The organism is Pseudomonas sp. B7 (assembly GCF_016735645.1).
In the GTDB taxonomy this organism is placed as follows: Bacteria; Pseudomonadota; Gammaproteobacteria; order Pseudomonadales; family Pseudomonadaceae; genus Aquipseudomonas; species Aquipseudomonas glycinae.
Window position 1 is genome coordinate 156,934 of sequence record NZ_JAERRE010000004.1, and the last position, 20,830, is coordinate 177,763.

Annotated in this window: 15 protein-coding genes; 12 read left to right on the forward strand and 3 right to left on the reverse strand. The window is 61.8% G+C overall.

Annotated features, from left to right (window positions below):
- Positions 1-10 precede the first annotated feature (10 nt).
- Together JKA62_RS11680 and JKA62_RS11685 are read left to right on the forward strand one after the other, a co-directional pair.
- Positions 11-1,174, forward strand: a complete 1,164-nt coding sequence (locus JKA62_RS11680; RefSeq protein ID WP_201817872.1) for a gamma-butyrobetaine dioxygenase — start codon at positions 11-13, stop codon at positions 1,172-1,174.
- A gap of 273 nt (positions 1,175-1,447) precedes the next feature.
- Entirely contained in the window at positions 1,448-1,708 is a 261-nt protein-coding gene (locus JKA62_RS11685; protein WP_007959758.1) for a hypothetical protein, read from the forward strand.
- Between the two features lie 75 nt (positions 1,709-1,783).
- Here the strand turns inward: JKA62_RS11685 and JKA62_RS11690 are convergent, their stop codons facing one another.
- Positions 1,784-2,887 (reverse strand): GlxA family transcriptional regulator, encoded by a 1,104-nt coding sequence (locus tag JKA62_RS11690; RefSeq protein WP_011336300.1) that lies wholly within the window; start codon positions 2,885-2,887, stop codon positions 1,784-1,786.
- Positions 2,888-3,332: 445 nt separating this feature from the next.
- Positions 3,333-4,709 carry an L-serine ammonia-lyase gene (locus tag JKA62_RS11695; RefSeq protein ID WP_011336301.1) on the reverse strand — a complete coding sequence of 459 codons (1,377 nt, stop codon included), beginning with the start codon at positions 4,707-4,709 and terminating at the stop codon, positions 3,333-3,335.
- A gap of 434 nt (positions 4,710-5,143) precedes the next feature.
- Between JKA62_RS11695 and JKA62_RS11700 the strand changes: the two genes are divergently transcribed.
- The 3 genes from JKA62_RS11700 to choV all read left to right on the forward strand — a co-directional run bounded on the left by JKA62_RS11700 (position 5,144) and on the right by choV (position 8,179).
- Positions 5,144-6,091 carry a choline ABC transporter substrate-binding protein gene (locus JKA62_RS11700; RefSeq protein ID WP_011336302.1) on the forward strand — a complete coding sequence of 316 codons (948 nt, stop codon included), beginning with the start codon at positions 5,144-5,146 and terminating at the stop codon, positions 6,089-6,091.
- Positions 6,092-6,158: 67 nt separating this feature from the next.
- On the forward strand, positions 6,159-7,004 hold the full coding sequence (gene choW / locus JKA62_RS11705) for a choline ABC transporter permease subunit (protein WP_039767993.1): 846 nt from the start codon (positions 6,159-6,161) through the stop codon (positions 7,002-7,004).
- Positions 7,001-8,179, forward strand: coding sequence for a choline ABC transporter ATP-binding protein (choV, locus tag JKA62_RS11710; RefSeq protein ID WP_011336304.1), 1,179 nt, complete (start codon positions 7,001-7,003; stop codon positions 8,177-8,179). The genes choW and choV overlap by 4 nt, the downstream gene beginning before the upstream one ends.
- Before the next feature lie 90 nt (positions 8,180-8,269).
- On the opposite strand, the gene JKA62_RS11715 is transcribed toward choV, so the two are convergent.
- A complete protein-coding gene (locus tag JKA62_RS11715) occupies positions 8,270-10,210 on the reverse strand; it encodes a BCCT family transporter (RefSeq protein ID WP_223290698.1) in 1,941 nt (646 codons plus the stop codon).
- Positions 10,211-10,693: 483 nt separating this feature from the next.
- On the opposite strand from JKA62_RS11715, the gene betI reads away from it, so the two are divergent.
- The 7 genes from betI to dbpA all read left to right on the forward strand — a co-directional run bounded on the left by betI (position 10,694) and on the right by dbpA (position 20,653).
- Complete coding sequence (gene betI / locus JKA62_RS11720; RefSeq protein ID WP_011336305.1) at positions 10,694-11,287, forward strand: transcriptional regulator BetI; 594 nt, start codon at positions 10,694-10,696, stop codon at positions 11,285-11,287.
- Between the two features lie 108 nt (positions 11,288-11,395).
- Positions 11,396-12,868 carry a betaine-aldehyde dehydrogenase gene (betB, locus tag JKA62_RS11725; protein ID WP_011336306.1) on the forward strand — a complete coding sequence of 491 codons (1,473 nt, stop codon included), beginning with the start codon at positions 11,396-11,398 and terminating at the stop codon, positions 12,866-12,868.
- 107 nt (positions 12,869-12,975) lie between these two features.
- Positions 12,976-14,679 carry a choline dehydrogenase gene (gene betA / locus JKA62_RS11730; RefSeq protein WP_011336307.1) on the forward strand — a complete coding sequence of 568 codons (1,704 nt, stop codon included), beginning with the start codon at positions 12,976-12,978 and terminating at the stop codon, positions 14,677-14,679.
- A gap of 195 nt (positions 14,680-14,874) precedes the next feature.
- A complete protein-coding gene (locus tag JKA62_RS11735) occupies positions 14,875-16,317 on the forward strand; it encodes a TldD/PmbA family protein (RefSeq protein WP_201817874.1) in 1,443 nt (480 codons plus the stop codon).
- Positions 16,317-17,654 (forward strand): TldD/PmbA family protein, encoded by a 1,338-nt coding sequence (locus tag JKA62_RS11740; RefSeq protein WP_011336309.1) that lies wholly within the window; start codon positions 16,317-16,319, stop codon positions 17,652-17,654. The genes JKA62_RS11735 and JKA62_RS11740 overlap by 1 nt, the downstream gene beginning before the upstream one ends.
- 64 nt (positions 17,655-17,718) lie before the next feature.
- Positions 17,719-19,146, forward strand: coding sequence for a multidrug transporter subunit MdtD (mdtD, locus tag JKA62_RS11745; RefSeq protein ID WP_011336310.1), 1,428 nt, complete (start codon positions 17,719-17,721; stop codon positions 19,144-19,146).
- 121 nt (positions 19,147-19,267) lie between these two features.
- Entirely contained in the window at positions 19,268-20,653 is a 1,386-nt protein-coding gene (gene dbpA, locus JKA62_RS11750; protein ID WP_007959732.1) for an ATP-dependent RNA helicase DbpA, read from the forward strand.
- Positions 20,654-20,830 lie beyond the last annotated feature (177 nt).

The window sequence follows — 20,830 nt, forward strand, 5'->3', positions numbered from 1 at the left end:
AGGAGCCGCCATGCAAACCGCCGCTGCAGTTGCCGATTTCCGTACTTATCCGTTGATCAGCGCGCTGAACGGCGTGCAGAACCTGGCGGATCGCGTCCTGATTGAATGGGCTGACGGGCGTGTCAGCCCGTTCCACCACGTGTGGTTGCGCGACAACTGTCCGTGTCCGCAATGCGTCTACAGCGTCACCCGCGAGCAGGTGTTCGAGATCGTCGACGCGGCACAGGATCTGTCGCCCTCCGCCGTGCACATCGACACCGATGGTTGTCTGCGCATCGACTGGCAGGACGGCCACCTCAGCCGCTTCGATGCCGGCTGGTTGCGCGCCCACGCCTATGACGACGAATCCCGTGCCGAACGCCTCGCCGCCAAACCTGAACCCTTCCTGTGGCGCAGCGATTTGCAGTTGCCGGTGTTCGACTATGCAGCCCTGATGAACGACAACGCCGCACTGCTGCAATGGTTGCTGGCGGTACGCGATATCGGCCTGACCCAGGTGCGCGGCGTGCCCACCGAACCCGGCTCACTGAAGCTGATCGCCCAGCGCATTTCGTTCATCCGCGAGAGCAACTTCGGCGTGCTGTTCAACGTGCAATCCAAGGCGGACGCCGACAGCAACGCCTACACCGCTTTCAACCTGCCATTGCACACCGACCTGCCGACCCGCGAGCTGCAACCGGGGCTGCAATTTCTGCATTGTCTGGTGAACGACGCCGAGGGTGGCGAGAGCATTTTCGTCGACGGTTTTGCGATTGCCGAAACGCTGCGTCAGGAAGATCCCGCGTCGTTTCAGGCGCTGTGCGAAATCCCGGTGGAGTTTCGCAACAAGGACCGCCACAGCGACTATCGCTGCCTCGCGCCGGTCATCGCCCTGGACGCGTTGGGTCGGGTCGCAGAAATCCGCATGGCCAACTTCTTGCGCGGGGCGTTCGACACGTCCGTGGAGCAAATGCCCCTGCTGTATCGCGCTTATCGGCGCTTCATCGCCATGACCCGCGAGCCACGTTTTCGGGTCATGCAGCGGCTCAATCCGGGCGAGCTGTGGTGCTTCGACAACCGCCGCACTTTGCACGCGCGCAACGCCTTCGACCCGGCCACCGGGGCCCGACATTTTCAGGGCTGCTACATCGATCGGGATGAATTGTTGTCGCGGATTCTGGTGTTGCAGCGCTAGACCGCATCATCGTAATTCGCAGGCAAAAAAAGCCCCGATACAAGCCGTGACAGGATCGGGGCGAGGGTACTGTTGAGGAGCTGCCGTGGCGAGGGTGACCAAACCTTCGTGAAGCAAGCTGAGGCCAGTGTGCCCACTCCCCTTGACGGCAAGTTAGCCGAAAACGACCTGTTCATAGTTGTCGCGGCCACTGCGACAAATCGCCCTTGCCGTGCCTGGGCAGGCCTACCAGAATCGAGCCACGACCTCCGTTGCCGAAGAAGGATTCGCGTCATGATGTATGCCGATTTGATCGATCAGGAAGACCTGTTGGGCCAGCTCAAGTCGTTGGGATTCGAAGTACCGTCGGGCTCCACCGCCCAGCAGGCCTGCGAGTGCGCGGTGCGGGGTCTGGATGATGTGCGGGCCAACACGCTGCGCACCATGGTCAAGCAAATGTACACCAGCAGCGCGAGCATTCAGCCGACCGTGCGCGAAGCCATCGACAAGCAGTTGCTGCCGGCCCTGGCGCAGTATCAGCAAACCCGCGCCTGAAACCTGACAAAAAAAGATCGCAGCCTGCGACAGTGCCTTTCCTGAAGGCGCTGTCGCAGGCTGCGATCTTTCGTTTTAGAGGCGCACGCTGGCGAAGGTCGACTCGTTGCGTGCCTGGCTCAGCGCCGACATCGGCCCGGACAGCGGCGACATCACGATGGCCTGCGGCAGCGGCATCATCGCCACCTGCTGGGTGGTGTTGGAGCCGACGCGCTCGTCACGCGGCGGAATGCCGAAGTATTCGCGGTAGCACTTGGAGAAGTGCGGTGTCGACACGAAGCCGCAGACCGACGCCACTTCGATGATCGACATCGGCGTCTGCTTGAGCAGTTGCCGCGCACGGATCAGGCGCAGCTTGAGGTAGTAGCGCGACGGCGAGCAGTGCAGGTATTTCTGGAACAGGCGCTCGAGCTGGCGACGGGACACGGCGACGTACACCGCCAGTTCGTCGAGGTCGATCGGCTCTTCCAGGTTGGCTTCCATCAGCGCAACGATTTCCTGCAGTTTCGGCTGGTTGGTGCCGAGCATGTGCTTGAGCGGGACACGCTGGTGATCCTGCTCGTTGCGGATGCGTTCGTAGACGAACATTTCCGAGATCGCGGCGGACAGTTCACGGCCGTGATCGCGGCTGATCAGGTGCAGCATCATGTCCAGCGGCGCGGTGCCGCCGGAGCTGGTGAAACGGTTACGGTCGAGGGTAAACAGGCGGGTGCTCATCGCAACACGCGGGAAAGCTTCCTGCATCGCCGCCAGACATTCCCAGTGCACGCTGCAATCGAAGCCGTCGAGCAGGCCGGCGCAGGCCAGGGCCCAACTGCCGGTGCACACGGCACCGAGGCGGCGTGACTGACGCGCCTGGCTTTGCAGCCACGAGACGTGTTCACGGGTAACAGTGCGCTGAATGCCGATCCCGCCGCACACGATGACGGTGTCGAGGGCCGGGGCTTTGTGCATGGAGGCGTCGGGGGTGATCTGCAGACCGTCACTGGCCCAGACCTGGCCGCCATCAACGGTGAGGGTGGTCCAGCGATACAGCTCGCGACCGGACAACTGGTTGGCCATGCGCAGGGGTTCGACTGCGGAAGCCAGGGAAATCAGCGTGAAATTGTCCAGCAGCAGAAAGCCGATGGATTGAGGCGCACGGTTCTGGGGTTGAGCCCCGGAGTTGAACGACGTCATCGCGGTATCTCCTCACACAAAGCGGGTGATGGCCTCAGGCGGAGGCTCTTGTTATTGCCATCGTTCTCTTGCGTGAGACGGGCTTTGTTATGACAGAGCAATTGCCATGCCTAAAATTGAATGGCTGTTCAATAACTCCTGAAAACGACGTCGCGACGCGTCTATACAAGCGCTCCGCCGGAGGGTAATTCGAAGTGCCATCAGCGGCCGCGAAAGCCCTGCTCCGGAGCGTGTGAGCAAATCGGTAGCACTTGTGGGAACTGGCCTGTGCGCGATTGTCCTACAGTGTCACCGCAGGCACGGGTGACGGACGGTAGCGCCTGCGAATCAGGCGCTGGAGGTGGGAAAGGCTCTTATCTGATAACGACGCGCCAAAAGGTGGCGCGTTTTATTGCCCATGCTCACTTGGTGCGCAGTTTTGACTGGTCCGACGTTATCTGAGGAATCAGCATTCCACCGCGCTGACCGCCAACCCGCCCCGCGATGTCTCTTTATATTTGTCATGCATGTCGGCGCCGGTATCGCGCATGGTGCGGATCACCCGATCCAGCGAAATAAAGTGCTGACCGTCCCCGCGCAAGGCCATCTGCGCCGCGTTGATCGCCTTCACCGCCGCAATCGCATTGCGCTCGATGCACGGCACTTGCACCAGACCACCCACCGGATCGCAGGTCAGGCCGAGGTTGTGTTCCAGGCCGATTTCCGCCGCGTTGCACAATTGCTCCGGGCTTGCGCCGAGGATTTCCGCCAACCCTGCCGCCGCCATCGCACAGGCCGAACCGACCTCACCCTGACAGCCGACTTCGGCGCCGGAGATCGAAGCGTTCTTCTTGCACAGAATCCCCACCGCCGCCGCCCCGAGGAAATAGTCGACCACGTTGGCGTCAGTCACCGCCTCGCTGAATTTCATGAAGTAGTGCAGCACCGCCGGAATGATCCCCGCCGCGCCGTTGGTGGGCGCCGTGACCATGCGTCCGCCGGCGGCGTTTTCCTCGTTCACCGCGAGGGCGAACAGGTTGACCCACTCCATCGCGCTGAGGGTCGAGCCGATCACGTTGGGCTTGTTCAACTCCTGAAGGCTGCGGTGCAACTTCGCCGCGCGGCGGCGCACGTTGAGACCGCCGGGCAGGATGCCTTCGTGCTTGAGGCCCTGCTCGACGCAATCCTGCATCGCCCGCCAGAGCTTCATCAGGCCGGCGCGGATTTCCTCTTCGCTGCGCCAGACCTTTTCGTTGGCCATCATCAATTCGGCCACGCGCAGGTTGTGGGTCTTGCACAGCTCCAGCAACTCCACCGCGCTGGAAAAATCGTAAGGCAACTCGGTGCGATCCAGATCCACCACACCACTGGAAGCCTGCGCCTCGTCCACCACAAAACCGCCGCCGACCGAATAGTAGGTGTCGCGATGCAGCTCGCCGCGATCGCCTTCGGCAACCAGGGTCATGGCGTTAGGGTGAAACGGCAGGTTTTCGTCGATCAGGCGCATGTCGCGGCCCCATATAAAGGGCACCGACAAACGACCGTCGAGCAACAGCGTGTGGGTTTCGCGCAGGGCCTGGATCCGCGGGCCGATCTGCGACGGGTCGATCGCGTCCGGCCACTCGCCCATCAGGCCCATGATCACCGCGTTGTCGCTGCCGTGACCGACACCGGTGGCCGACAGCGAGCCGAACAGCTGCACCTCGATGCGACGCACCTGCTCCAGTAGATGTTTGTCGCGCAACGACTCGACGAACAGGGCGGCGGCGCGCATGGGCCCGACGGTGTGGGAACTGGACGGGCCAATGCCGATTTTGAACAGGTCGAAAACGCTGATAGCCATTGCTGCAGAGCTCCTGAGAGTGCCGGTCCGGGGCGTGAAGCGCCCGCTGGCGGAGCTGCTACGCTCAAGCTGCGATCCGCCGGAATGCCCGCATCATCGGGCTTTTCCCGGGTCGTTCGGCGTCTGACACCGACGCACTCATGCCCACCAACGCCGTGCCGGTTTCAGCCCGTGTTTTCGCCGTTTTTATGCGGTTCAGATGGCCAGACAGGGCAGAAAAAAGCTGTAAACGACGTCACTGACACTGGATGCGACCATCCCTGTACTGGATACGACGCACCCTGTAGGCGTCAGATTTTCACTGGTACATGATCGTATCGACTCGATTGCAAGGCGCTGCGGTAGAGCTGTCTCCAGAACGCCATCCAACCGCAACCCATAAGTGCGGTGGTCCAATCGGAACACTGCCAAAAAAAACACCAAGGAGTCCATTCATGAAAGGTTCCCCGTCGTTGTTGTTGGCCGCCATGCTGAGTCTGCCGTTACTGGCTCAAGCCGCAGAACCGGCGCAGTGCAGTACCGTGAACTTCTCCGATGTCGGCTGGACCGACATCACCGCAACCACCGCCACCACCAGCGTTGTGCTCAACGCCCTCGGCTACAAGACCAAGACCACCATGATTTCCGTACCCGTGACCTATAAGTCGCTGGCCGACGGCAAGAACATGGACGTGTTCCTTGGCAACTGGATGCCGACCATGGAAAACGACATCAAGGCCTACCGCGACGCCGGCACCGTGGAAACCGTGCGCACCAACCTCAAGGGCGCCAAGTACACCCTCGCCGTTCCGCAGGCCTTGTATGACAAGGGTCTGCACGACTTCGCCGACATCGCCAAATTCAAGAAAGAACTCGACGGCAAGATCTACGGGATCGAACCGGGCAACGACGGTAACCGCCTGATCCAGAGCATGATCGACAAGAACGCCTTTGGCCTGAAAGACGCCGGTTTCAAGGTCGTCGAGTCCAGCGAAGCGGGCATGCTGTCACAGGTCGACCGCGCGCAGAAACGCGACACCGCCGTGGTGTTCCTCGGCTGGGCGCCGCACCCGATGAACAAGCGCTTCAAGATTCAGTACCTGACCGGCGGCGATGACTTCTTCGGCCCGGATTTCGGCGCCGCCACCGTGGCGACCAACACCCGCAAGGGCTACGCCGAGGAATGCAGCAACGTTGGCCAGCTGCTGAAAAACCTGGAGTTCACCGTCGACATGGAAAGCGAACTGATGGGCAACATCCTGGACGACAAGATGAAGCCTGACGCGGCCGCCAAGGCCTGGCTGAAAAAGAATCCACAGGTGCTCGATACCTGGCTCGCTGGCGTGACCACCATTGACGGTAAACCTGGCCTGGAGGCCGTGAAAGCCAAGATTGCCCAGTAATCGCTTATGCCGGGCGGGCTAGTCCCGTCCGGGCTGTTTATTTCCTTGCATGCGGACGTTCACTACCATGCTGATTGATCAGAAAATCCCTTTAGGCCAGTACATCGCGGGCTTCGTTGAATGGTTGACGCAACACGGCGCCAACACCTTCGACGCAATCGCCGTGACACTGGAAACGATGATCCACGGCGTGACGTTTGCGCTGACCTGGTTCAACCCGCTGGTGCTGATCGGCCTCATCGCCCTGCTGGCCCACTTCATTCAACGCAAATGGGGCCTGACCGCGTTCGTGGTCGCTTCCTTCCTGCTGATCCTCAACCTGGGGTACTGGCAGGAAACCATGGAAACCCTCGCCCAGGTCATGTTCGCGACCCTGGTCTGCGTGGTCATCGGCGTGCCGCTGGGCATCGTCGCCGCGCACAAACCGATGTTCTACACTTTGATGAGGCCGGTACTCGATCTGATGCAGACCGTACCGACCTTCGTTTACCTCATTCCTACCCTGACCCTCTTCGGGCTGGGCGTGGTGCCGGGCCTGATCTCGACGGTGGTGTTCGCCATCGCCGCGCCGATCCGCCTGACCTACCTGGGCATCCGCGATGTCCCGCAAGAACTGATGGACGCCGGCAAGGCCTTCGGCTGCTCGCGTCGCCAACTGCTTTCACGGATCGAACTGCCTCACGCCATGCCGAGCATCGCGGCCGGCATCACCCAGTGCATCATGCTGTCGCTGTCGATGGTGGTGATCGCGGCACTGGTGGGCGCCGACGGACTCGGCAAACCGGTGGTCAACGCACTGAACACTGCTGATATCGCCCTGGGCTTCGAAGCGGGCCTGGCGATCGTACTGCTGGCGATCATGCTCGACCGTATCTGCAAACAACCCGACGCCAAAGCAGGGGGTGACGCATGAGCATAATTCGCTTCGATAACGTTGACGTGATCTTCACCAAGGATCCGCGCGAAGCACTGAAACTTCTCGATCAAGGCCTGACCCGCAGTGAAATCCTGAAAAAGACCGGGCAGATCGTCGGCGTTGAAAAGGCCAGCCTGGACATCAACAAAGGCGAGATCTGCGTGCTGATGGGCCTCTCCGGCTCCGGCAAGTCGAGCCTGCTGCGCTGCATCAACGGCCTCAACACCGTGAGCCGCGGCAAGCTGTTCGTCGAACATGAAGGCAAGCAGATCGACATCGCCTCCTGCTCCCCGGCCGAGCTGAAAATGATGCGCACCAAACGCATCGCCATGGTGTTCCAGAAGTTCGCCCTGATGCCCTGGCTGACGGTGCGCGAGAACATCAGTTTCGGTCTGGAAATGCAGGGTCGTCCGGAGAAGGAACGGCGCAAACTGGTCGATGACAAACTCGAACTGGTGGGCCTGACCCAATGGCGCAACAAGAAGCCCGACGAGCTGTCCGGCGGCATGCAGCAGCGTGTCGGCCTGGCCCGCGCGCTGGCGATGGACGCCGACATTCTGCTGATGGACGAACCGTTCTCGGCCCTCGACCCGCTGATCCGTCAGGGCCTGCAGGATGAACTGCTGGAACTGCAACGCAAGCTGAGCAAGACCATCGTGTTCGTGAGCCACGACCTCGACGAGGCGCTGAAACTCGGCAGCCGCATCGCGATCATGAAAGACGGCCGGATCATCCAGTACAGCGTGCCGGAAGAGATCGTGCTCAATCCTGCGGACGATTACGTGCGCACCTTCGTCGCCCACACCAACCCGCTGAACGTGCTGTGCGGTCGCAGCCTGATGCGCACCCTGGACAACTGCAAACGCATCAACGGTTCGGTATGTCTGGATCCGGGCGGCGATTCGTGGCTGGACCTGGCCGAAGGCAACACCATCAAGGGTGCGCGGCAGAACGGTTCGGTGCTGAACCTGCAGAACTGGGCACCGGGGCAAGCCGTGGAAGGGCTGGAGCGCAAACCGACGCTGGTGGACTCGAACATCGGCATGCGCGACGCGTTGCAGATCCGATACCAGACCGGCAACAAACTGGTGCTGCACGACAACAACCATGTGGTGGGGATTCTTGGGGACAGCGAGCTGTATCACGCGTTGCTCGGGAAGAACCTAGGGTAAAGAGAGCAGACACAAAAACGCCGCGAGAGGATCGCGGCGTTTTTGTTTTCATCATTCCCACGCATCGCGTGGGATTGATCACTTCACAACTCAGCTATAGACCCGGCCAAGGAGCTGCCGATGGCTTTCAAACTGATCGAGCACATCGCGTGTGATCTGATCCTGTGTGAAGCCCATCAGGTCGTAGTCCTGGCTGCCGTTGTGCAGGTACACCTCGGCGCGATAGAAACGCTGGCGCGCTTCATCGGACTGAACCGACTCGCTCGGGGTCGCCAGGTAGCCGTCCAGGCTCACTTCGTAGACAAAAGGGTTGCCCTCTTCCATCTCGACCCGCACGCCCATGCAGCGCTTGGATTTGCCCAGCAGCGTCTGCACTTCCAGACCCTGTGCACGCATTTGCGCAGCGGCATCTTCCAGTGCCGGGCTGACGTGTTTGTCCATGAAGCGCTGAACCACCGACTGGCTCGGTTGCAGATCCAGCTGGGTCAGGCGCTCGCTGAAACCACGACGACCGCGTTCAGCCAGTTGCGCCTGTTCCTGTTCGATCTGCATGTCCTGGCGCATCGCCTTGTGCAGGCCGAACATGAAGCACACCAGCACCACCGAGAACGGCAGACCGGCCAGCACCACCATGGTCTGCATGGCTTCGAAGTTACCGGCGAACAGCAGGCCGATGGTCACCAGCGTGATCACGACCGACCAGAAGATCCGCAGCCAGTGCGGGGCGTCTTCGTCGACGTTGCCGCCCTTGCAGGACAGGTTCGCCATCATCACCGCGCCGGAGTCGGCCGGGGTCAGGAACAGCACGAAACCAACGAAGATCGAAACACCGATCACGACTTTCGACGCCGGGTAGTGTTCCAGCAACTGATAGATCGCCATCGACGGCTGTTCCAGCGCCGTCTTGCCGAGTTCCACCGCGCCCTGGTTCATCACCAGATCCAGCGCCGAGTTACCGAAGATCGACAGCCACGCCAGGGTGAAACCCAGCGGAATCAGCAGCACGCCAGCCACCAGTTCACGCACGGTACGACCACGGGAAATCCGCGCGATGAACATGCCGACGAATGGGGCCCAAGAAATCCACCAGGCCCAGTAGAACAGCGTCCACAGGCCCAGCCAGCGGTCGGACTTCTCGCTGTCGCCTTCATAGACGTACAGGTCGAAAGTCTTCAGCACCACGCCGTTGAGGTAGTCGCCGATGTTCTGCACGAAGCCGTTGAGCAAATGCAGGGTCGGGCCGAACAGCAGGACGAAAATCAGCAGGCCGCTGAACAGGATGATGTTGAGGTTGGACAGACGACGGATACCGTTTTCCACGCCGGACACGGCAGCGATGGTCGCCACTGTGCTCATCACGATGATCACGATCAGCAGGTTGGTGTTGCTGTGTTCCATGCCGAACAGGTTTTCCAGGCCCGAGGACACTTGCAGCGAGCCGATCCCCAGGTTGGTCACCAGACCCAGCAGGGTCACGAACATGCCGAAGCCGTCCACCGCATGACCGGCAGCGCCCTTGACCCAACGCTCGCCCACCAGCGGGTACAGCGCCGAACGCAGGGCCAGCGGCTGGTTATGACGGTAAGCGAAATAGGCCACGGCCAGACCGACCAGTGCGTAGATCGCCCAGCCGTGCAGGCCCCAGTGCAGGAAAGTCAGCTGAACAGCCTGACGTGCCGCCATGTTGGTGGCCGACGCGCCTTCCGGCGGATTGAAGTAGTGATCCAGTGGCTCGGAGGCGCCAAAGTACAGCAGCGAAATACCGATACCCGACGAGAACAGCATCCCGGCCCAGGCGCCGTAGCTGAAATCCGGGGTGTCGTCCTTGCTACCCAGTTTGAGTTTGCCGTACGAGGAAAACGCCAAGCCCACCACAAACACCAGGTAAGCGGCGATCACCACCATGTAGTACCAGCCGAAGCTGCGGGACAACCAGGCCTGAGCCACTCCCAGCATTCTGCCGGCCTCTTGCGGGGCGATGATCAGAATGGCGGTCAACAACAGAATCAGCGCGGTAGAGGTGTAGAACACCCAACCGTTGACCGTCACCTTCTCGGGCGGGGTCTTTATTAGCGAGGCAGAACTCATGGCACAAATGCTCCAGGCAGTGCGAGAGAAGAACACAAGGCAACACGGAACCCGACCAATCGGTTAGTTGGCAGCCGACCGGCGGGTGATATAAAGACACCCCGAAAAAAGCCCGAACCTGCAGAGTTGGCACCGCGAATCGCCGTCGTGGCCGAGGCTTGGACGTTCATCCGAAACCTGGCCTTGAGCGTCTTGCCCATTCAACACGTCCATCGAACGTCGAACCGCGCCTTGCCCCGCGCAGGTTTCGAGCATTTTCGGATGTCGGTTTTATCGCCACTTACACGTAGGAAAAATCTGTAGGCAGCGACGATTTGTCGCAGATCTTATTCTTTGTTGATTGAACGTTCAATCAAAACAAAATAGACTGGCCCTCAATCCGATCGGCGTTTGTCGTCCGTCGGAAGGCCTAAGGAGATGTGCAAGATGCCCAAGGTCGGTATGCAACCCATCCGCCGCCAACAACTGATCGAAGCCACTTTGCAGGCGGTTGATCAGGTCGGAATGGGGGACGCCAGCATTGCGCTGATCGCCCGTTTGGCCGGTGTCTCGAATGGCATCATCAGTCACTATTTTCAGGACAAGAACGGCCTGATTGCCGCCACGATGCGGTATCTGATGAGCGTCCTCAGCGAGAACGTCACCGCGCGCCGTCAGGCGCTGGCAGACAGCAGCCCCCGGGCGCATCTGCAGGTGATCATCGAAGGCAACTTCGACGCCAGCCAGGTCAATGGCCCGGCAATGAAAACCTGGCTGGCCTTCTGGGCCACCAGCATGCACCAGCCGTCTTTGCACAGGTTGCAGCGGATCAACGATCACCGTCTGTATTCCAACCTGTGCTGCGAGTTCCGCCGTGTGTTGCCGCTCGAAGATGCGCGCACCGCCGCCCGTGGACTGGCAGCTCTGATCGACGGCTTGTGGTTACGCGGCGCGCTGTCGGGAGACGCTTTCGACACTGCGCAGGCGCAACAGATCGCTTACGAATACATGGATTTCCAATTGGCCAAGCAGGTGAGCTAGAGCACAGAAAAAACGCTCGGCCCCTGAACTGTCACCGACCAGCGATGCCACAGCTACATGGCTCACCCGGTGACCAACGCCAACCACTAATGCACTTGCGAGGACACTATGGCCCGTTTCGAACTGCAAAAACTCTACATCGATGGCGCGTACTCCGACGCCGGCAGCGATGCCACCTTCGAAGCCATCAACCCGGCTAACGGTGAAGTCCTCGCACATGTGCAACGTGCGACCAAGGAAGACGTCGAGCGTGCTGTGGTCAGCGCCGAAAAGGGCCAGAAAATCTGGGCCGCGATGACCGCCATGGAGCGTTCGCGCATCCTGCGTCGCGCCGTCGACATCCTGCGCGAGCGCAACGATGAACTGGCTGCCCTGGAAACCCTGGACACCGGTAAAGCCTTCTCCGAAACCAAGTACGTCGACATCGTCACCGGCGCCGACGTGCTGGAATACTACGCAGGCCTGGTACCCGCCATCGAAGGCGAGCAGATCCCGCTGCGTGACACTTCCTTCGTTTACACCCGTCGCGAGCCGCTGGGCGTTGTCGCTGGTATCGGCGCGTGGAACTACCCGATCCAGATCGCCCTGTGGAAATCCGCGCCAGCCCTGGCGGCCGGTAACGCGATGATCTTCAAGCCAAGCGAAGTCACATCGCTGACCACCCTGAAACTGGCTGAGATCTACACCGAAGCCGGCGTTCCGAACGGCGTGTTCAACGTACTGACCGGCAGCGGCCGTGAAGTCGGCACCTGGCTGACCGAGCACCCGCGCATCGAGAAGATCTCCTTCACCGGCGGCACCGACACCGGCAAGAAGGTCATGGCCAGCGCTTCGGCTTCGTCGCTCAAAGACGTGACCATGGAACTGGGCGGCAAGTCCCCGCTGATCATCTGCGACGACGCCGATCTTGATCGCGCCGCCGACACCGCCATGATGGCCAACTTCTACAGCTCCGGTCAGGTCTGCACCAACGGCACTCGCGTGTTCGTGCCGAGCCACCTGAAAGCCGCTTTCGAAGCCAAGATCGTCGAGCGCGTTGCGCGCATCCGTGTTGGCAATCCGGAAGACGAGAACACCAACTTCGGCCCGCTGGTCAGCTTCCCGCACATGGAAAGCGTGCTGGGCTACATCGCCAAGGGTAAAGAAGAAGGCGCCCGCGTTCTGTGCGGTGGCGAGCGTCTGACCGACGGCGAATTCGCCAAAGGCGCGTTCGTGGCTCCAACCGTGTTCACCGACTGCACCGACGACATGACTATCGTCCGTGAAGAAATCTTCGGCCCGGTGATGGCGATCCTGAGCTACGAAACCGAAGAAGAAGTGATCCGTCGCGCCAACGACACCGACTTCGGCCTGGCCGCCGGCATCGTCACCCGCGACCTGAACCGCGCGCACCGCGTGATTCATCAACTGGAAGCCGGTATCTGCTGGATCAACGCCTGGGGCGAGTCCGACGCAAAAATGCCGGTTGGCGGCTACAAGCAGTCGGGCGTCGGCCGTGAGAACGGCATCAGCTCGCTGAACAACTTCACTCGCATCAAATCGGTGCAGGTCGAGCTGGGCGATTACGTCTCGGTGTTCTAAGACCCGCCATTGTGTGCTGCCCGCGAAGCCGCCTTCGCGGGCAAGCCCGTTCCCACTAGGGAAGCGCTGGCTGTCTGACCTGACCAACTTCAAAGAGGGTGCATTCAATGTCCCAAGAATTCGATTACATCATCGTCGGTGCCGGCTCTGCCGGTAACACCCTGGCGACCCGTCTGACTGAAGACGAAGGCGTCACCGTCCTGCTGCTTGAAGCCGGCGGCCCGGACTATCGTTTCGACTTCCGTACGCAAATGCCGGCCGCTCTGGCATTCCCGCTGCAAGGTCGTCGCTACAACTGGGCGTACGAAACCGATCCGGAGCCACACATGGACGGTCGCCGGATGGAATGCGGTCGCGGCAAGGGCCTCGGCGGTTCCTCGCTGATCAACGGCATGTGCTACATCCGCGGCAACGCAATGGACTACGACGGCTGGGCCAAACTGCCAGGCCTGGAAGACTGGTCCTACCTCGACTGCCTGCCGTATTTCCGAAAAGCGGAAACCCGCGACATCGGCCCGAACGACTACCACGGTGGCGACGGCCCGGTCAGCGTGACCACGCCGAAAGCGGGCAACAACCCGCTGTTCCACGCCATGGTTGAAGCTGGCGTGCAGGCCGGTTACCCGCGCACCGAAGACTTGAACGGCTATCAGCAGGAAGGCTTTGGCCCGATGGACCGCACCGTGACGCCGAATGGCCGTCGTGCTTCCACCGCCCGTGGTTACCTGGACGTGGCCAAGAAGCGTTCGACCCTGACCATCGTTACTCACGCCCTGACCGACAAGGTTCTGTTCGAAGGCAAGCGTGCCGTTGGAGTGCGTTACCTGGTCGGCGCCGCTGAAGAGCGCGTCGAAGCCCGCGCCCGCAAAGAAGTCATCGTCTGCTCCGGCGCGATCGCTTCGCCGCAACTGCTGCAACGCTCCGGTGTCGGCCCGGCGAAACTGCTGGAAAGCCTCGACATCCCAGTGGTTCACGATCTGCCAGGCGTTGGCGAAAACCTGCAGGATCACCTTGAGCTGTACCTGCAATACGCTTGCACCCAACCGGTCTCGCTGTACCCGTCGCTGCTCTGGTACAACCAGCCGGCCATCGGTGCCGAGTGGCTGTTCAACGGCACCGGCATTGGCGCCAGCAACCAGTTCGAAGCCGGCGGTTTCATCCGTACCCGTCCGGAATTCGAGTGGCCGAACATCCAGTATCACTTCCTGCCGGTGGCGATTAACTACAACGGCAGCAACGGTGTGAAAGAGCACGGTTTCCAGGCGCACATGGGTTCCATGCGTTCGCCGAGCCGCGGTCGCGTCCAGGTCAAATCCAAGGATCCGCGCCAGCACCCGAGCATCCTGTTCAACTACATGGCCACCGAGCAGGACTGGCAGGAATTTCGCGACGGCATCCGCCTGACCCGTGAAATCATGCAACAGCCTGCACTGGACGCCTTCCGTGGCCGCGAAATCAGCCCGGGCATCGAAGTGCAAACCGATGAGCAGCTGGACAAGTTCATCCGCGAGCACGCCGAAACCGCGTTCCACCCGTCCTGCTCGTGCAAGATGGGCACCGACGACATGGCCGTAGTGGATGGCGAAGGCCGCGTGCATGGCATGCAGGGTCTGCGTGTGGTCGATGCGTCGATCATGCCGATCATCACCACCGGCAACCTGAACGCGCCGACGATCATGATGGCCGAGAAAATCGCCGACAAGATCCGTGGCCGTCAGCCGCTGCCGCGCAGCAAGGCGCCGTACTACGTCGCTGGCGATGCGCCAGTGAAAGGCAAGGCGATGCGTGATGTGAGCGCTGTTGCTCAGTAAGTTGTAATACCGGGCGGTGATCGTTCCCATGCAATGTGGGAACGATCAGCCTACTCAAAGCAGTAAATCCCCCTACACCCCCTCTTCACTTGATCCTACCCCCTCGCAGGCCTACTCTAGTCCTCGCCCAATCGTTTCACCCCCTCCCCGCCGAATTCGCTTCGCCGCTGCTCCCATGACAAGGAGGTTCCCCTGATGTTCGATTTCCACCCCCAGCTCAAGCAGCGCTTTGCTGCCTTGCGCACGGGCGCCGAGTTTTTTTCCCTGCGGTATGTACGCGAGTCCGGCCAGTACCTGTCGGTGCGCAAGAACGTCGCCGAGCCGCCGAGCCTGAGCCGCGACGAAGGCGCGATGCTCACCGTGCGCGTCAACGGCGTCGAAGCCTACGCCGCGACCAATGACCTGTCGCAACAAGGCCTGCAAGCCGCCCTCGAGCGCGCCGAACAGCAGGCCCGGCGGATCAAGCCCCACGCCCTGCTCGATCTGAGCCAGCAGCCGGTGTCCAGCGACCGCGCCGACTACTTTTCACCCAATCTCGAACAACCCTTTCCGTCCCTGAGCGAATGCTTCGAGCTGCTCGGCGCGGAATCCGCCTCGGTGCCAAAGGATGAGCGCCTGGTGAATTGGGAAGTGAGCATCGGCATCACCTACGTCGAACAGATCTACCTGAGCAGCGCCGGCGCTGAATTGCGCCAGGCCCAGCGCTTCGTCTATCCGGGCCTGGACGTCACCGCCTACGACGGCAACGACAGCCAGACCCGCAGCCTCGGCCGCGAGAACTTCGGTCAGCAGGGCGGCGCCGACGTGATCAGCCGTTGCGGCCTGATCGGTGCCGGCCCACAAGTCGCCGATCAGGCGCTGCAACTGCTGCTCGCGCCGAACACCCCGCAAGGCCCGCGCGATTTGCTGCTGATGCCCGACCAGATGATGCTGCAGATCCACGAATCCATCGGCCACCCGCTGGAACTCGACCGGATTCTCGGCGACGAGCGCAATTACGCCGGCACCAGTTTCGTCAAAGCCTCGGATTTCGGCAGCCTGCAATACGGCTCGAAACTGCTCAACGTGACGTTCGATCCGGGCATTCCCGAAGAACTGGCGAGTTACGGTCACGATGACGACGGTTCCAAGACCAGCAAGCAGTTTTTGATTCACGAAGGCCTGCTGGTCCGTCCGTTGGGCGGCGCACTGTCGCAGTTCCGCGCGGGTCTGGACGGCGTCGCCAACAGCCGCGCCTGTGGCTGGAACCGCCCACCGATCGATCGCATGGCCAACCTTAACATCGAGCCGGGCGACCAGCCGCTTGATCAGCTGATCGGCGGCATCGAAAACGGCATCCTGATGAGCACCAACCGTTCGTGGTCGATCGACGATGCGCGCAACAAATTCCAGTTCGGCTGCGAATGGGGCCAGTTGATCGAGAACGGCGAACTCAAGGGCGTGGTGAAAAACCCGAACTACCGGGGCATTTCCGCGCACTTCTGGAAGAGCCTGCGCGCCGTCGGCAACGCCGGCACCACCCAGGTGCTGGGCACGCCGAACTGCGGCAAGGGCGAACCGAACCAGGTGATCCGCGTCGGCCATGCGTCGCCGGCCTGCGTGTTCAGCAATGTTGATGTGTTTGGGGGAGACACCTGATGAGTATTTCCAAGAACCCGTCCGAGGCGTTCAAGGTGCTGGTCAACTGGCTGCGCGATGCCGTGCGCGAGCCGGAACAGTTCACCCTGAGTTACGACGCCGAATCGTCGGCCTTCGTCCGTTTCAACCACGCCAAGGTGCGTCAGGCCGGGCAAGTTCAGCAAGCCGGTATCGGTCTGAAACTGATCGACGACGGTCGCCATGCCGACCTGCACATCACCCTGTCCGGCGAGCAGGCCACCGACCTGCAACGTCTTGCCGAAGGCTTGCAACAACTGCGCGAAACCCTGCCGCTGCTGCCGCAGGATCCGTACCTGTTGCTCAACCACAACGGCTGGCAGAGCAAGAACGTGCAGGAACATCCGCTGCCGGACACCGAGCAGGTGGTGGCGGAAATCGCTAATGCTGCCGAAGGCCTGGATCTGGTCGGCTTCTATGCCGCCGGGCCGATCAGCCGTGGTTTTGCCAGCTCTTCCGGCGCGTTCGGCTGGCATCAGGCCAACAGCTTCAACTTCGATTTCAGCCTGTTCCACGAGAACGGCGAAGCGGTGAAAGCCAGCTACGCCGGGCATGACTGGAACAGCGAAGACTTCGCCAGACGCATCCAGCAGGCCCGCGAGCAACTCGAATTTCTGGGGCGGCCGCTGCGCACCCTGCCGCCCGGCCAATACCGCGCCTACCTGGCGCCGGCAGCCCTGGAAGAAATCATGGGCATGCTGTGCTGGGGTGGTTTCTCGGCGCAGTCGATTGCCAGCAAGAGCAGCCCGTTGCAGAAGCTGTATGCCGGCGATCAGGCGTTCAGCCCGCTGGTGTCCCTCGACGAGAAAGTCAGCGAATCGCTGAGCCCGGCGTTCTCCGGCGAAGGTTACCCGCGCAGCGATCTGCGGCTGATCATCGAAGGCAAAGCAGGTGACCAGTTGGTGGGTTCGCGCAGTGCCGCCGAGTACGGTCTGACGGCCAACGGTGCCAGCGGCGGCGAATCGCCGAGCGCGCTGAACATGGGCGCTGGTGATTTGCCTCAAGCGGAGATTCTCAAGCAACTGGGCACCGGGCTGTACATCAGTAACCTGTGGTACCTGAATTTCTCGGATCAACCGGCGGCGCGCCTGACCGGGATGACCCGGTTTGCTACCTTCTGGGTCGAGAACGGCGAGATTCAGGCGCCGGTCAGCACCATGCGTTTCGACGACAGCGCCTACAGCCTGCTGGGTTCGCAGCTGGAAGCGTTGACCGCCGAGCGCGAGCTGCTGCTGTCGGCGAGCACCTACAGCCAGCGCAATACCTCGTCGGCGCTGTTGCCGGGGGCGCTGGTGAGCCGATTGACCTTGACCCTCTGATACAAATCGTTCCCGCGCCTTGCGCGGGAACGATCATCCACTGCCCCACACCACAAGAGGTTCCATGCCCAACCGCCCGCCTCTCGACGCCATCACCGCCCGCTGGTTGCCGTGGGTCGTCGCCATTGCTTTCTTCATGCAGTCCCTAGACGGGACCATCCTCAACACCGCCCTGCCGGCCATGGCCAGGGATCTGGCCGAAGACCCGCTGCGCATGCAGGGCGTGATCATCGCCTACATGCTTACCGTGGCGTTGCTGATTCCCGCCTCAGGCTGGATCGCCGACCGCTTCGGCACCAAGAAAATCTTCTTCGGCGCGATCCTGCTGTTCAGCCTGGGCTCGCTGCTGTGCGCCTTGTCGAGCAGCCTGAGCATGCTGATCGGCGCGCGGGTGATCCAGGGCCTCGGCGGTGCGCTGATGCTGCCGGTCGGACGCCTGGTGGTGCTGCGCGCCTACCCGCGTTCGGAACTGGTGCGGATCATGGGCTTCATCACCATTCCCGGCCTGCTCGGCCCGCTGATCGGCCCGACCATGGGCGGCTGGATGGTGGAATACCTGACGTGGCACTGGATCTTCCTGATCAACCTGCCGGTCGGCGTCATCGGTTGCTACGCGGTGTGGAAATTCATCCCCGACCTGCGCGGCACCGAGCGCACGCGTTTCGATAGCCTCGGTTTCCTGCTGTTCGGCGCGGCGATGGTGCTGATCACCATCGCCATGGAAGGCCTCGGCGAACTGCACCTGCCGCACCTGCGGGTGATGCTGTTGCTGTTCGGCGGCATGGCATGTCTGGCGGCGTACTGGCTGCGCGCCGGGCACATTGAAAACCCGCTGTTCGCGCCGTCGCTGTTCAAGACCCGCACCTTCGCGGTCGGCATCCTCGGCAACCTGTTCGCCCGACTGGGCAGCGGCGCCCTGCCGTTTCTGGTGCCGTTGCTGCTGCAAGTGGCGCTGGGTTATTCGCCGTCCCAGGCCGGGATGAGCATGCTGCCGCTGGCGGCGGCCGCGATGGTTGCCAAGTGGGGCGCGCGGCCACTGATCGAGCGCTTGGGCTATCGCATCGTGCTGACCGGCAATACCCTGCTTCTGGGAATCATGCTGGCGAGCATGGGGCTGGTCAGCGAGCAGACGCCGTACTGGCTGCTGCTGTGCCTGCTGGCGGTTCTCGGGGCGATCAACTCGCTGCAATTCACCGCGATGAACACCGTGACCCTGATCGACCTCGACGACGCCAGCGCCAGCAGCGGCAACAGCCTGCTGTCGGTGGTGGCGCAGTTGTCGCTGAGCCTCGGCGTGGCGTGCGCCGGTGCGCTGCTTGGCGGCTTTACGGCGGAAGTCGGCAACGACGGCGTTGAGACCGTGTTGGGCGCATTTCAGCTCACGTTCGTGACCGTGGGGATCATGGCGATGCTGGCGGCGACGATTTTCTCGCAGCTATCGAAAGAGGACGGACGGCGCGCCAAACGCCGGGAAGAACATATCGAGCATTGACCGGGGTCTGCGTGGCGAGGGAACCGGCCCTCGTCACAGGCTTTGCGTTCGTCCAGAACTTTCGAGGAAAGTGGCCAGAGGCTGCTACACTGCGCGACATTTTGTTTTGCAGGCCAGTCCCGTGACCACCATCGCCACCGCTTTTAATACTTTGCCGCTGTCCGCCGCCATGCTGGCTAACCTCGACTCCCTCGGTTATGCCCAGATGACGCCGATCCAGGCGCAGAGCTTGCCGGTGATCCTCAAGGGGATGGACCTGATCGCCCAGGCCAAGACCGGCAGCGGCAAGACTGCCGCGTTCGGTATCGGCCTGCTGAACCCGATCAATCCGCGCTACTTCGGTTGCCAGGCGCTGGTAATTTGCCCGACTCGCGAACTGGCTGACCAGGTCGCCAAGGAAATCCGCCGTCTGGCCCGTGCCGAAGACAACATCAAGGTCCTGACCCTGTGCGGCGGCGTGTCCTTCGGCCCGCAGATCGGCTCGCTGGAGCACGGCGCGCACATCATCGTCGGCACCCCGGGCCGCATCCAGCAGCACCTGCGCAAGGGTTCGCTGGTCCTCGACGGCCTCAACACGCTGATCCTCGACGAAGCCGACCGCATGCTCGACATGGGTTTCTACGACGCCATCGAAGACATCATCGAGCAGACCCCGGCCCGTCGTCAGACCCTGCTGTTCTCGGCCACCTACCCGGTGGGCATCAAGCAACTGGCGTCGAAGTTCATGCGCGATCCGCAAACGGTCAAGGCCGAAGCGTTCCACGACGATACCCAGATCGAGCAGCGCTTCTACGAGATTTCTCCGGAAGAGCGCATGAGTGCGGTGACCAAGGTTCTGCACCACTTCCGTCCGGCCTCCACCGTGGCGTTCTGCTTCACCAAGCAGCAAGTGCAGGAAACTGTCGATCACCTGACCTCCAAAGGCATTTCCGCCGTCGGCCTGCACGGCGATCTGGAGCAGCGTGACCGCGATCAGGTGTTGGCGATGTTCGCCAACCGCAGTACTTCGGTACTGGTTGCCACCGACGTTGCCGCCCGTGGTCTGGACATTGATGCACTGGACATGGTGATCAACGTCGAACTGGCCCGCGACTCGGAAATCCACATTCACCGTGTTGGCCGTACCGGTCGTGCCGGCGAGAAAGGCATCGCGGTCAGCCTGGTGGCGCCGTCCGAAGCGCACCGCGCGCAAGCCATCGAACAACTGCAGAAGACCCCGCTGAACTGGGATCAGGTGGACAACCTCAAGTCCCAGGGCGGTGCCCCGCTGCAACCGCCGATGAGCACGCTGTGCATCGCTGGCGGCCGGAAAGACAAGGTACGTCCGGGCGACATTCTTGGCGCACTGACCGGTGAGGCCGGCATTCCGGGCGCCCAGGTCGGCAAGATCGCGATCTTTGACTTCCAGTCCTATGTGGCCGTCGAGCGCACCGTGGTCATGCAGGCGCTGCAGCGTTTGAACAACGGCAAGATCAAGGGTCGTTCGCTGCGCGTCCGGGTTTTGTAAGCGATCTTCCATCCAAGGAAGATCCCCTGTGGGAGCGAGCCTGCTCGCGATGGCGGACTGTCAGTCAACAACTATGTTGCATGTGCCGACCTCATCGCGAGCAGGCTCGCTCCCACAGGAGACCGCATTCCAACTGTGGGAGCGAGCCTGCTCGCGATGGGGCCGGCCCAGCCAACA